The 14,471-nt window shown below is 30.2% G+C and carries 13 protein-coding genes and 2 pseudogenes; all 15 read left to right on the forward strand.

The genetic code is table 11. The features are described from left to right. Positions 1 to 2 precede the first annotated feature (2 nt). A complete protein-coding gene (gene cysA / locus LLF98_RS04575) occupies positions 3 to 1,064 on the forward strand; it encodes a sulfate ABC transporter ATP-binding protein (protein ID WP_291701315.1) in 1,062 nt (353 codons plus the stop codon). A gap of 202 nt (positions 1,065 to 1,266) precedes the next feature. Next, complete coding sequence (locus LLF98_RS04580) at positions 1,267 to 2,973, forward strand: adenylyl-sulfate reductase subunit alpha (protein WP_291701317.1); 1,707 nt, start codon at positions 1,267 to 1,269, stop codon at positions 2,971 to 2,973. After that, complete coding sequence (locus tag LLF98_RS04585; RefSeq protein WP_291701320.1) at positions 2,957 to 3,271, forward strand: ferredoxin family protein; 315 nt, start codon at positions 2,957 to 2,959, stop codon at positions 3,269 to 3,271. The genes LLF98_RS04580 and LLF98_RS04585 overlap by 17 nt, the downstream gene beginning before the upstream one ends. 80 nt (positions 3,272 to 3,351) lie before the next feature. Next, positions 3,352 to 4,251 (forward strand): sulfate adenylyltransferase subunit CysD, encoded by a 900-nt coding sequence (gene cysD / locus LLF98_RS04590; protein WP_291701322.1) that lies wholly within the window; start codon positions 3,352 to 3,354, stop codon positions 4,249 to 4,251. A gap of 1 nt (position 4,252) precedes the next feature. Next, positions 4,253 to 5,941, forward strand: a complete 1,689-nt coding sequence (locus tag LLF98_RS04595) for a GTP-binding protein (protein ID WP_291701324.1) — start codon at positions 4,253 to 4,255, stop codon at positions 5,939 to 5,941. Between the two features lie 210 nt (positions 5,942 to 6,151). Then, positions 6,152 to 6,685 (forward strand): annotated as a pseudogene (locus tag LLF98_RS04600) (prolipoprotein diacylglyceryl transferase family protein); the annotation flags it as partial. A gap of 146 nt (positions 6,686 to 6,831) precedes the next feature. After that, a complete protein-coding gene (locus LLF98_RS04605) occupies positions 6,832 to 7,659 on the forward strand; it encodes a polyprenyl synthetase family protein (protein ID WP_291701326.1) in 828 nt (275 codons plus the stop codon). Between the two features lie 35 nt (positions 7,660 to 7,694). Further along, positions 7,695 to 7,823 (forward strand): annotated as a pseudogene (locus LLF98_RS04610) (Crp/Fnr family transcriptional regulator); the annotation flags it as partial. A 78-nt stretch (positions 7,824 to 7,901) separates the two neighbouring features. Then, a complete protein-coding gene (locus tag LLF98_RS04615; RefSeq protein WP_291701328.1) occupies positions 7,902 to 8,444 on the forward strand; it encodes a FixH family protein in 543 nt (180 codons plus the stop codon). 26 nt (positions 8,445 to 8,470) lie between these two features. Further along, a complete protein-coding gene (locus tag LLF98_RS04620; protein WP_291701330.1) occupies positions 8,471 to 9,862 on the forward strand; it encodes a 4Fe-4S binding protein in 1,392 nt (463 codons plus the stop codon). Between the two features lie 117 nt (positions 9,863 to 9,979). Beyond that, entirely contained in the window at positions 9,980 to 10,879 is a 900-nt protein-coding gene (menA, locus tag LLF98_RS04625) for a 1,4-dihydroxy-2-naphthoate octaprenyltransferase (RefSeq protein ID WP_291701331.1), read from the forward strand. A 15-nt stretch (positions 10,880 to 10,894) separates the two neighbouring features. Beyond that, positions 10,895 to 11,521, forward strand: a complete 627-nt coding sequence (locus LLF98_RS04630) for a type II CAAX endopeptidase family protein (RefSeq protein ID WP_291701333.1) — start codon at positions 10,895 to 10,897, stop codon at positions 11,519 to 11,521. Between the two features lie 114 nt (positions 11,522 to 11,635). Further along, entirely contained in the window at positions 11,636 to 12,340 is a 705-nt protein-coding gene (gene ubiE / locus LLF98_RS04635; protein WP_291701335.1) for a bifunctional demethylmenaquinone methyltransferase/2-methoxy-6-polyprenyl-1,4-benzoquinol methylase UbiE, read from the forward strand. A 184-nt stretch (positions 12,341 to 12,524) separates the two neighbouring features. Next, on the forward strand, positions 12,525 to 13,073 hold the full coding sequence (locus LLF98_RS04640; RefSeq protein ID WP_291701337.1) for a cell wall-binding repeat-containing protein: 549 nt from the start codon (positions 12,525 to 12,527) through the stop codon (positions 13,071 to 13,073). Beyond that, positions 13,001 to 13,951, forward strand: coding sequence for a hypothetical protein (locus LLF98_RS04645; protein WP_291701339.1), 951 nt, complete (start codon positions 13,001 to 13,003; stop codon positions 13,949 to 13,951). The genes LLF98_RS04640 and LLF98_RS04645 overlap by 73 nt, the downstream gene beginning before the upstream one ends. The last annotated feature ends 520 nt before the right edge of the window (positions 13,952 to 14,471 follow it).

Raw genomic sequence — 14,471 nt, forward strand, 5'->3', positions numbered from 1 at the left:
ATATGTACGTGGAATTAAAAAATATAAGTAAAAAATTTGAAGATTTTAAAGCATCGGATAATGTTAATTTTGGAATAGAGCAAGGAAAATTAATTGGATTACTTGGACCTAGTGGAAGTGGTAAAACTACAATACTTAGAATGATAGCTGGTCTTGAAACTCCAGATGAAGGTGACATTGTTATTAATGGAATAAAAGTTAATGATATAGAACCAGGAAAAAGAGGAATTGGATTTGTTTTTCAAAACTATGCATTATTCCGTCATATGACAGTTTACGATAATATTGCTTTTGGACTTGTGGTACAAAAAGCTAAAAAAGAAGATATAAACAAAAAAGTTACTGAATTAATAGAACTTATTGGTCTTAAAGGTCTTGAAAAAAGATATCCAGGTCAACTATCTGGAGGACAAAGGCAGAGAGTAGCCTTTGCTAGAGCACTTGCTCCAAATCCTAAGCTATTACTACTAGATGAACCATTTGCAGCTATAGATGCAAAGGTAAGAAAGGAACTTAGAAGCTGGCTTAGAGAAACTATATCGAAGCTTGGTATTACAAGTATATTTGTAACTCATGACCAAGAGGAAGCAGTAGAAGTAGCTGATGAAATAATAATAACAAATAAAGGACAAATTGAGCAAAAGGGAAGTCCAGTTGAAATTTACAAAAATCCTAAGACACCGTTTGTAGCCCAATTTATTGGAGAATCTAATCTTATAGATGATTATACAAAACTTAAAGGTTTTGAAGAAAATTCTAAAGAATCAAAAGCTATAGTTCGCCCAGAGTTTATAGATATTGCAAAAAATGATAAGGAAATATTAACTCCTCTTGCAGCCGAAAAAGGAATTGTAAAAGCTATTGCCTTTAGAGGAAGTAATATCGAAGTAGATGTCCAAATTGGAGAGCAGTTACTAACAGGATATAGAAATTTAGAGCAAGAATCATTAACTATAGGCGAGGAAGTTTTAGTTTTAATTCATAGAGTTTATACATTTAATGATAAAAATGCAAAAGTGGTTGAGAATAAAATTAAATCACAGGAAGCATCAGTGTTTATTTAGAAGTTTTAGGCACAATCAAAAAATAAGGACCAGTATGCTTGTCTATTATTTTCTTTCATGTGCCTTATTAAAAATTATATTACAAAAATATCTATATATAATGCATTGTATATATTTCATGAAAATAGAAATTGCATGATTAAAAATGCGGGAATTCTGCATTTGTTTAGTAAATATTGACCTTAAAAAAAGGAGATATGCTATGAGTAAGAACATTCAAGTAAAACAATTAGAGACAGATATATTAATTATTGGAGGAGGTACTGCTGGGTGCTATGCAGCTATGACAATAAGAGAAAATTCTAATGCATCAGTACTTATCCTTGAAAAAGCTAATATTAAAAGAAGCGGCTGTCTAGCAGCTGGGGTAAATGCAATTAATGCATATATAGTAAAAGGAAGAACTCCAGAAGACTATGTAGATTACGCTAAAAAGGATGCAGATAATATTGTAAGAGAAGATTTACTACTTACAATGTCACAAGGTTTAAATAAAGTAACAAAAAAGCTAGAGGATTTAGGGCTTGTTATTTTAAAAGATGAAAATGGTGAATATGTAGCTAGAGGAAATAGAAATATAAAAATCAATGGAGAAAATATTAAACCGATTCTAGCAGATGCAGTGAAGAATCTTTCAGACGTTACAGTTATGAATCAAGTTAATGTTATTGATTATATTGTAAAAGATAATCATATACTTGGAGCTTTTGCAGTTAATGTTGGGGAAGAAATCCTATATGAAATTAAAGCAAAGAAGGTAATATGTGCGACAGGCGGAGCAGCTGGCCTTTATAAATCTAATAATCCAGGTTTTTCAAGACATAAAATGTGGTATCCTCCTTTTAATACAGGAGCAGGATATGCTATGGGAATAAAAGCTGGAGCTGAAATGACTACTTTTGAAATGAGATTTATTGCCCTAAGATGTAAAGATACTATAGCACCTACAGGTACAATTGCACAAGGTGTAGGGGCAAAGCAAGTAAATTCAAAAGGTGAAATATATGAAACAAAATATGGATTAACTACCTCTGAAAGAGTTTATGGTACTGTAAAGGAAAATCAAGAGGGTAGAGGTCCTTGTTATTTAAGGACAGAAGGTATTAGTTCTGCTCAAGATGAGGAGCTTAAAAAAGCATACTTAAATATGGCACCTAGTCAGACTTTAAAATGGATGGAATCAGGCAAAAATCCAAGTGAGCAAAATGTAGAAATTGAAGGAACAGAACCTTACATAGTAGGTGGACATACTGCTAGTGGATATTGGGTTGATACTAAACGAGAAACAACAATAAAAGGTCTTTTCGCAGCTGGAGATGTAGGTGGTGGATGCCCACAAAAATATGTTACAGGCGCATTAGTAGAAGGTGAAATTGCAGCAAAGGCAGCAGTAGAAGCAATAAATAATGATGAAAAGAATAACGTTAATTTATTAAAAGGTGAAGAATATGTACTCATAAAGAAAAAGAAAGAAGAAATTGAAAAAATATTGAACTTCGAAAAGCAGATATTCAATGTAGAACAGCTTGAAGAGGCAATGCAAAAAGTAATGGATACCTATGCAGGTGGAATTGGAAGCAGTTATCAGTTTAATGAAAAGCAACTGGAACTGGCAACTGAGAAAATTGAACAAATTGAGAAATTAAGCGATAGTCTTCATGCAGAGGATATGCATGAGTTGATGTTTATATATGAGTTAAAAGAGAGACTTACTATTTGTAAATCTGTAATTGCTCACTTAAAAGCGAGAAAAGAAACTAGATGGCATAGTTTTGCTGAAAACTTAGATTATCCAGAGAAAAGCGATGAATGGCTTAAATATGTTAATTCAAAGTTTGTAGATGGAAAACTTACAATTTTATATAGAGATTTAGTGGGAAGAGGTGAAACATATGAGCATAGCAATTAACAAAGATAAATGTATTGGATGCAAAAAATGTTTATCTGTATGTCCAGGAAGTCTTATGAAAGCAAGTGACGATGGAAAAGTTCATATAAAATATCCTAAAGATTGTTGGGGATGCTCTTCTTGTATAAAAGAATGTCCTACAAGTGCAATTTCATTGTATTTAGGAGCTGATATTGGTGGAAGAGGAAGTCGTCTGACAGTTAAATTAAAAAATGATATTGCAGATTGGAAAATTGAAGAAAGCAATGGAACAGAGCATTCAATTAAGATAAATCGTAAAGATTCAAATCAATACTAGAATCAATTGATGATTAATCATTAATTAAACGTGGCATAGCCACTTTGTTTAAGTAATTTTAATTAATAGGAGGACTAATTATGAGTGAATTATCACATCTTGATAAATTAGAAGCAGAAGCAATGTATATTATTAGAGAAGTAGCCGCAGAATGTGAAAAACCAGTAATGTTATATTCTATTGGTAAAGACAGTTCAGTTATGCTGCATCTTGCAATGAAAGCATTTTATCCTGAAAAGCCGCCATTCCCTTTCATGCATATTGATACAACATGGAAATTTAAGGAGATGGTAGAATTTCGTGATAGAAAAGCAAAAGAATTAGGTATAGAAATGATTGTCCATTCAAATGAGGAGGGTATAAGGCAAGGAATTAATCCTCTTGAGCATGGTTCAGCTTATACTGATATTATGAAGACACAAGCCTTAAAGCAAGGGTTAAGCAAATATGGTTTTACAGCAGCTTTTGGTGGGGGACGTCGTGATGAAGAAAAATCTCGTGCAAAGGAAAGAATTTTCTCCTTCAGAAATGAAGCACAAGCATGGGATCCTAAAAATCAAAGACCAGAAATGTGGAAGCTTTATAATACTAAAATAAATAAAGGTGAAAGCATGAGAGTTTTCCCAATTTCAAACTGGACTGAAAATGATATCTGGCAATATATAAAACGTGAAAATATTGATATTGTTCCTTTATATTTTGCTAAAGAAAGACCATGCATTGAGCGTGATGGCAATATTATCATGGTAGACGATGATAGATTAAAGCTATTACCAGGTGAAAAAGTTGAGCATAAAAAAATAAGATTTAGAACACTTGGATGTTATCCATTAACAGGTGGTTTTGAATCAGATGCAGTTACTTTAGATGCAATTATTGATGAAACCCTTAGTGCTGTATCATCTGAGAGAACAACTAGAGTTATAGATAGTGAAGCAGCAGGTAGTATGGAAAGAAGAAAGAGAGAGGGGTATTTCTAAAATGAAGAGTTTATTAAAGTTCATAACATGTGGTAGCGTAGATGACGGAAAATCTACTCTTATTGGGCATATTTTGTATGATTCAAAGCTTTTATATGCAGATCAGGAAAAAGCTTTAGAACTAGATAGTAAGGTTGGTAGTAGAGGTGGAGCAATAGACTATTCTCTATTATTAGATGGTTTAATGGCGGAGCGTGAACAAGGGATTACAATAGACGTTGCATATCGTTATTTTACAACTGATAATAGAAGTTTTATTGTAGCAGATACTCCAGGGCATGAAGAGTATACTAGAAACATGGCAGTAGGTGCATCTTTTGCAGAACTTGCTATTATATTATTAGATGCAAAGCAAGGGGTACTTGTTCAAACAAGAAGACATGCAAGAATTTGTTCTTTAATGGGTGTAAAACATTTTGTGTTTGCAGTTAATAAAATAGATTTAGTAGAATACAATCATAAAAGATTCCTAGAAATTGAAGAGCAAATCAAAGAATTAGTAAAAGAACTTTCATTAGAAAATGTTCATATAATTCCAGTATCAGCTACAGAAGGGGATAATGTTACAAAGAAATCAGAAAATACTCCATGGTATCAAGGCGAAGCACTTTTAACACATCTGGAAAATGTAGAGATTGATAATAAATCAGAAGAAGGTTTCTATATGCCAGTTCAAAGGGTATGTAGACCAAATCATACTTTTAGAGGATTCCAAGGGGAAATTGAAGCAGGAAGTATTGCTGTAGGAGACGAAATCACAACACTTCCTAGCAATGAAAAAGCTCTAGTAAAAAGCATTCATGTTACAGATAAGGAATCACAAAGTGCAGGGCAAGGACAGGCGGTCACAATACAGCTTAATAAAGAAGTTGATGTATCAAGAGGCTGTGTACTTACAAAAGGAACTAACATTGCTCCAAGCAAGCTGCTTAGTGCAAAGATTCTTTGGATGGATGATTCGGAATTAACAGCAGGTAAAGAGTACTTTGTAAAAGTTGGTACTAAGATGTTAACTGGTGTTGTAACAGATGTAAAATATAAAATTGATGTAAACACTGGAGAGCATTTACCAACTGGATATTTAACAAAAAATGAAATAGCAGCATGTGATATTTTACTTTCTGAAAAAATAGTTGTTGATAAGTTCGATGCACATAAAACTTTAGGAGAACTTATTTTAATAGATCGTATTACTAATATGACATCAGCTTGTGGTGTTATAGAAGATGTTCATAATAATGATATTAAAAGTGGAAAATTTTCTTTTGAATATAACGAATTAAAAGCAAGAGGAGATATTTTTGAGGAATTTTATTATGATACAGAAACTTTGTCTATATTTAAATATAAACCAGAAGAACAAACTTATACTGTAGGCGATAAACTTCCAATAAAAGGTGATAGTTACGAATATCCAAAGAATTTTGATTTATTAGTTCTTCGTGATGGAGTAGCAATTGAGGTTCGTAATGAGGAAATTATCAGTATAAAACCAATTGGTAATTATAAGTATCAAGGAGTTCCGGTTATTAATGGCAGAGGGTTTGAAGTAAAGGTAAATTCTAATGAGGAAGTTACAACATTCTTGAGTGAATATAAAGGAACTAATGAAAAAACTCTAGGGGATTTCTTGAATAAGTGGGTTAAGTTTGAAACTTATAGAAAAGTAGTTTTTCATAGCACTAACTAGAAGGAATAAATAGATTAGTATTTGGTTTTTGTAGAATTATGGTAAATAAGAAAGCACTAATAAATTCATGTTTGTTAAATGTGTTTTTTGCAAATTAACTATAACAAATTAGAGTCTCATTTTCTATATTTTTCTATCACTCTTTAGGTGAAAGTTCAATATTTATAGAGTTTAGTATTTTAGCCATGCAAAGCATGGCTTTTTAGCTTTGGTCCAATACATATATACTTTTTTTGTTTAATGATAGCAATAGCCTCAATTATAGGTGGTGCATTTGCAATTAAGCAAGGAGAAAAGAGAGAAATTAATGAAGATATAATCTTTAATTTAATTGTTATTGTTGTTATAGCAGGTGTATTAGGAGCTAGACTATTTTATATTATTTTTTATAATCCATCATTTTATTTTAATAATCCAGGAGAAGTATTTAAAATAAATGAAGGTGGGTTATCTATACATGGAGGAATTGTTTCAGCTGTGGCTGCAGGATACATATACTCTATTAAGAGTAAGATATAATTTTTAAAACTTGCAGATATTGCAGTAGTTGGTATAGCGTTAGCTCAAGGAATAGGTAGAGTAGGCTGCGATGTATTTGGCAAACCAATGGCAAACATAATGCTATGGGGAATTAACTATAATGGACAAATACTTCATCCTGCACAAGTATACGAGTTTATTTTAGACTATATATTATTTATAGTCTTATGGAGAAGAAATTACAAGAAAAAATTTGAAGTGTAATTATGATTTTAAATATTTTTAAATTATCTTCATAATATCTACACATGTTCTTTGTATACTTTATCAGGAAAGGTAATTCAATTATAAAAAATATTAAAATAAATAATTTTACTCAAAAATTAATTATTTAGAGAGGTGGTGGAGTCATGTCAAGTTTTATAGAAGCTAAAAATGCAGTGAGTAAAGAGCTTTATGAAGTTGAGATGATTTTAAAAAATATAGGGAAAGATTTTAGTTCGGATTTAACACAAGAGATATTTGATTATTTTTTTAAATCTCATGGAAAATACCTTCGTCCAAGTTTAATAATACTTTCAGCTAAAGCTATAAATCCTAATATGACAATAGATGAAAGAGAACAATTAATTAATTTATGCGTAGCTATTGAACTTATACATAGCGCCAGTTTAGTACATGACGATATAATTGACAATGATTTGTTTCGCCGTGGCCAAAAGACGCTAAATAATATATATGGTAGGAAGGTTGCCGTTCTGGCAGGGGATGCTTTTTATGCTAAAGCATTTTCAATATTATTAAAACTGCCAACGAATGATGCAGAAGAAATAATTACACAAGTTATTGAAAAAATGTGCATTGCAGAAATTGAGCAAGCTCAAAATAAAGAAATTTCAAAGCAGGATTATCTAAATATAATAGAAGGAAAAACCGCGACCTTTATGGGTGCTTGCTGTAAACTTGGAGCAATAACAGTTGAAGCAAAAGAGAAAGAAATAAAGGATTTAGAAAGCTTTGGATTAAATTTTGGAATGGTATATCAAATTATAGATGATTGTACAGATGGTGATCTTAATGCTCTTAAAAATAATATTACTGTTGAAAATGCCGAAGAATTCGCTCTAAAAGCTGAAGAAGTAATTAAGAATTTAGATTCTTCGGTTTATAAAGATGCCTTAATCAGTCTCCTAAATTATGTATTTGAATCTTCAAATAAAAAAACAAAAAAAGCTTAATATTGAAATTATAAAAATTATTATAGGGGAGATGACATTAAAATTATTTATTAGCAGGGACTACTAGTACTAATCCAATTTTATATACTGCAGCTATAATTTTAATGGAGGCTGGAGCAAACGCTTATAAAATAGGGATTGATCAGTTAATTGTATTATATTAGGAAAAGAAACGTGATAGATAATAAATTACGTAAAAAATCAAGTTTTTAGACGTAATAATGAAGGGAGTTTAATTAACAATGAAAAAGAAAACAATTAGAGGTGCAATATTAAGTTTAGTTCTTACTTTAGGTCTGTCTACAGCTGCTTTTGCTGCTGGCATGGGAGACATGGATATGGGGCAAGGAACAGAAAAAAGTTCAAATGGTATTAATGCAGAATTAACTTTCAATAAAGATAATAAAGTTAAAACTGGTAAGAATGATGTGATGGTTACATTACATGATAATAATGATAAAGAAATTCAAAATGCTGATGTTAAAATTAGTGCAGAAATGGACAAGAGTTCAGACATGGGTGGCATGAATATGGATAAGTTAAAGCCAATTGAAGCAGCATTGGAAAGTAGTGGAAATGGTCAATATATGGGTAATATAGATTTTACTGATAAAGGTAAATGGACTGTTACAGCTAATGTTTTGGTAAATGGCGAGAAGAAGGATATAAAATTTGATGTTGATGTAGCAAGTGCAGGTCCAAACTGGATTGTTATAGGTGGATTTGTAGGAATAGTAGCAGTAATAATCGTAGTAGCTGCTGTAAAGAAAAAAAGTAGTAAATAAAGAAAAAGAATAGAGGTGACAGTTTAATGCCAAAATTGGACAAGAAAATTAGTGATGAAACAAAGTCATCACAAGGGCAAACAGAAAATAATTTATTAGACAATAAAATACTTAAGAGCTTTATGAAAAGTAAGTGGTATCCAGGAATATTTCAATTACTTGTAGGAATAGTATTTGCATTTATCGTATTTGAATTATTAACAGGTCCTAGTGAGGCTCATGATAATTTTGGGACAGCAGGAACTTGGGTATTATGGTGGCCTATCCTTCCTATATTATTATTTTTGACAGGCAGATTTTGGTGTACTATATGTCCATTTGGTGCGTTAAGTGATGTAGTTCAAAAATTTGTAGGAAGCAAAAAACCAGTACCTAAATTTTTAAGAAAATACGGTGTATGGCTTATAGATGCAATGTTTTTAGCTATTACTTGGAGTGACCATGTTTTTGGTGTTGTTGAATCACCTAGAGGTTCTGGAACATTGCTTTTACTTATTACAATTGGAGTAATATTTTCAGGTGCATTTTGGGAGCGTAGAACATGGTGTAGATATCTATGTTTCCTAGGAGGGTTATCAGGAAACTATTCTAGAGCAGGTATGCTACAATTACGTGGAACAAAAGAAGTATGTGCTAAATGTACAGCAGCACATTGCTATAAAGGAACTGAAAGAGCAGAAGGATGTCCGATGTTTGAATTTCCAAAAACAATGGAAGATAATGCTGAATGTAATTTCTGTGGTAACTGTGTAAAGAATTGTCCTAACAATTCAATTCAAATATCATTGCGCGTACCAACTAAAGAGTTATGGTTTATAAGAAAGCCAAGGTTAGATGCATCATTTTTAGCAGTTGTAATTATGGGAATTGTATTTGTACAAAATATTACAATGTTAAAAATATGGGATGGAATGTTAGCATGGCTTGAAAATGTAACTGGAACACAAAATTATGCTATTACTTTTACTATTACATTTATTATAGCTATGGCAATACCAGTAGCACTATTATCTATAACAGGAGTAGTTGCAAAAATATTTAATAAAGCTTCATTAAAAGAAAATTTCACTAAGTATGGATATGCTCTCATACCATTAGATATGGCTGCGCATATAGCTCATAATCTATTCCATTTACTAGCAGAAGGAAAATCGGTTTTTTATACATTTGTAGGATTATTTGGAGTTGAAATTCATAATGCGTCTACAGCTATTCTTGATGATCCAACAATACAAGCACTTCAATTTATATTAATAGGAATAGGAACTCTTGGTTCAATATATACTGTATATAAAATTTCTAAGAACAATTATGAATCAAAGACAGTTAGCACAACAATAGTATATACTGTTCTTTTAGTATTGCTTGCAGTAGTTAATATAATGTTATTCTCATTGCCTATGGCAATGCGTATGTAAGTTGTTATAGATTATCTAAAGTTAATTTTAGATAATCTATAATTTTCTAATTATACTTTGAATAAATAATAAATTAATCTAAATAATACAAGATTAGTTAGTAGAGGTGATAAGAAAATGACAATTGAAAAATTTAAGTTATTTATCAGGGCTTCGAGGCCTTTTTCTTTAACAGCATCAGTAATTCCAGTTGTACTTGGAGGAATATTAGCACTAAAAGAGTCTAATTTTAATTTTGGATATTTTATACTTTCGATTATCGCAATTGTTTTTATGCAATCTTCAGTGAATTTATTAAACGATCATGATGATTTTATAAATAAGGTTGATACAAATGAGTCTCATGGTTCTAGTGGAGTAGTTGTAGAAGGTTTGCTGACTTTAAAAGAAGTATATAGAAGCAGTATCACATTGCTGGTTTTAGGATGTTTAATTGGTTTATTTTTATCCTATAAAAGAGGAGAAGTAATTTTAATACTTGGGGTTATAGGTGCTTTATGTGGATATTTTTACACAGGAAAACCATTAATGCTTAAATATAGAGGTTTAGGTGCACCTTTGGTGTTTATAATTTTTGGGCCATTGATGACACTTGGAGGGTATTATTTGCAGATGCAGATGTTTAAGATGCAGTCATTTGTAATATCAATCCCAACAGCACTTCTTACTACTGCAATATTGCATGCCAATGACATCAGGGATATAAAACATGATGAGAAAGCTGGTATTAAAACACTGTCAATAAGTATAGGTTATAAGAAGGCACAAAAAGTATATTCAAGCTTGATTGTACTTTCATATATTTCTCTTATATTAATGATTATTTTTAAATATATTCCTTATCTAAGCTTAATTTGTTTATTAACAATACCAGCTGCTATTAAAAACATTAACAAATTAAGAATTGCTAAAGATTTAAGTAATCATATTACAGAGCTTGATAAAGAAAGTGGTAAGCTTCAAGGTCAATTTGGAATTCTTTTAATTTTATCTATACTTTTATCTTATATTTTATAGAAAGGCGGCAAAGTTTTGGAGAAACAGAAAAGTAAGAATAAGATCATTATTTCTTCATTAATCATAGCTACAATATTGTGGTTTGTAATATTTGTATTAAAACCATTTAATTTTTGGATTGAAATGGGAGTATCCATATTAGTTTTAGTGATGGTAGCTTTGTTTTCTGAAAAGAACTTAATTTCATTTAGAAACATAAAGTTAAGACACATATTAATAGGAATTATTTCAGCAATAATATTGTACTTTGTTTTTTATGCTGGAAATATAATTTCGGGATATTTATTTCCATTTAAAGATGCTCAAATATCATCAGTTTATAGCAATAGAGCACAAGGAAATTCATTACTTATTGGAGCTCTATTATTATTTATAATAGGGCCGGGAGAAGAAATATATTGGCGTGGATTTATACAAAACAATCTTGCAAAAAAATTTGGAGAAGATAAAGGATATATATTTGCAACTCTATTGTACGCCGGTGTTCATATAATTACATTTAACTTTATGCTTGTGGTGGCTGCTTTAGTATGTGGAATATATTGGGGATGGATTTATAAGAAAGAAAAAAGCCTTGTTCCAATAATAATATCTCATGCAATTTGGGATTTCACTGTATTTGTTTTATTTCCACTAATGTAATAAGCCGTGGCGAATTATAAAATAATATTAAAAAATTTATATATGAGAAATAAAATTATTAATATACTAATTACATTTTTTAAGTGCAAAATAAAAGAATGTGGGGTGATTATAATGGCAGAAACTAATGTAACAGATGTCGAAAGAATTTTTTCTGTAATTGCAAAAAGATATGATATGTTAAATTCAATTTTAACTTTAAATATTGACAGATTATGGAGAAGGAAGGCAATAAAAATATGCAATATTAAAGAAGGACAAAAAGTGTTAGATTTATGCTGTGGTACAGGACAAATGATCAATTATGAATGCAAGGCTGTTGGGAAAAATACTACAATTATAGGAATAGATTTTAGTCAAGAAATGCTTAACGTTGGAGCTAAAAGACTAAATCAATCATTAAAGGATTATAAGTATAAATTAATTAAAGGCAGTATTTTAGAATTACCATTTGAAGAAAACACCTTTGATTGTATTACAATAGCCTTTGGGTTAAGAAATATTCCTGATAAGAATAAAGCATTATCAGAAATGTATAGAGTTTTAAAACCAGGAGGGAAAGTGATGTGTTTAGAACTTTCTAAACCTAATATGCCTATTTTAAAAAATATATATGATTTATACTTTAACCATGTGTTACCAACAGTAGGTTCAATAGGCACAGGAGATAAAAAAGCATATTATTATCTTAGAGATTCTGTAAATAAATTTATGAACAAAAAGCAGCTTAAGGAAGAATTTGAGAAGATAGGTTTTAGAAATTCAGAATATGAATCTTTAACTTTTGGAATTGCATCTATACATTATGGCACTAAGTAAAATATATATCTAATATATAAATTACAGGGTAAACTACTTTAAGGCAGAGAAAGTTAAAGTGAATAAATAGTAAATATTAAATAAGAGGAATACTATAAAATGATTGGTATTTCTCTTTTGTCTTATAACAAAATATATTGTTTAATCATATGTTATTTATTAATAAAGTCCCAGGAGGAAAATAATGAATAACACTTTAGAAAATTGTCCACTTACACTTAATACTACAAGGATTTGTAGTAATGATCCTATAGATACAGCTATAGAAGTATCTAAAATTGGCTTTAGTAATATGAAACCTAATGCCGTCATTTTAGTTAATAAAAAGGATGTTTTTGATGCAATAGCAGCCACTTCATTAATTCATTTTCCAATCAATGCATCTCTTTTGCTTATTGATGGTAACAGTTTAAATAAAGAAACGTTAAAAGAAATTCAAAGATTGTCCCCTAACGGATATAAAGGAATTCATGTAATTTTAGTTGGTAATATTTCGAAAAATGTATCTTCAGAATTAAATCATTATGGATTTAGAACACACCATATTGCTGGTCGAAATCATTATGAAACTGCATGCATGATATCTAAAATAAGAAAAGAATTTAAAAATATTCTTATAATGTCTGGTGAAGAGTACTCTGAAGGAATTGTTTCTGGATATTGGTCAGCACATCATGGAGACCCTATTTTGTTTGTACAAAAAATAGAATTCCAGAATGTATACTCGAAGTAATCAAAAAGATAAATGATGTTAATATTTATATTATCGGATCTACTAAAACCGTATCAAACAATTTTGAAAAATATTTTTCACAACTTGATAATGTTAAGAATGTAGATAGAATAGACGGTGATAATCCTTATGAAATATCAGTAAATTTCGCTAAGTACAAAGATCCTGAAACTGAATTTGGATGGGGAAGAAATTATAAAGAAGGTCATGCTTTTACATTTGGAGTGCTTAAAGAGCCAATGGATATTATAGCTGGTGTATTATTTGCTCATATGGGTAAGCATACTCCACCTCTTTTTGTAGAAAAAGATAGAACACCTGAAGTAGTAGAAAGATATGTTAAATCAGTTAAACCTATGTCACCAAAAGATATGCCTAAACCTCCATTTATGCACGGTTTCATTTTAGGATCTACTCAAAATATTAGTTATAAAGAACAAGTAATGATTGAGGAAATGCTTTCTATTGATCATGAAATGATGGATATGAATCAGCACATGATGGAGATGCACCATGAGATGATGAACATGAAGCATGAAATGACTGATATGCATGATAAAAAGATGGGTATGGATTGTGACATGAATAAGATGATGAGCATGCATAATCAAATGATGGACATGGATGACGATGATGCTATGAAGCATGAACATTGTATGCATTACATGAAGAAAGATAATGATGAAGAACATGAAATGAGTAAAATGGAAGAGGAAAAGAACATGGAATATACAAATGAAATGTATATGCATGAAGAAGATGACGAAAATTATGGCAAAAAGCCTTGTAATTGTAAAAACAAAATGAGCATGGAGCATAGGTTTGCAATTAATAATATTAATTATAAGGTAGTTTGTATAGATGATATATTAGAATAACATATATCATTATATATAATATATGTTTATTTTAATAACTACTTATATAATTTAGAGAAAAATTTTAAAGTGGAGAAATGAGTCAAGAAAAATATTTGAAGAGAAAAGCCATTCTTTCACAAAAAAATTAAAGGATTTTTGAATATTTATTAAGATTAGAATAATAGAGTAAGATATATTATTAGAGGTTAGAGAAGAGAAAAAGATTAGATATGAGGTTGTTGAAAAATAGGTAGTTGAATTTGATGTATATATAATATAATAAATAAGGCTAGGAACAAGTAAAATCATTCCTAACCTACCTTATTTGACGTCAAAAAATCGTCAAAAATCAATCTGAAATTATTGATATTAATTAATAGTGCACTATGCTTAAATGACTATTTTACTGGAAACATTTAAATCCAAATTCGTCAAAACAATTCAAATATAAATTTAGAAAACACAAAATGAAGGTAGGCTAAGTAGAAATACTTAATCTACCTTAATTTTTTGTAATAATACTAAACACAATTCACAA

The sequence above is a fragment of the Clostridium sp. genome, from assembly GCF_021372645.1.
Taxonomy (GTDB): Bacteria; Bacillota; Clostridia; order Clostridiales; family Clostridiaceae; genus Clostridium.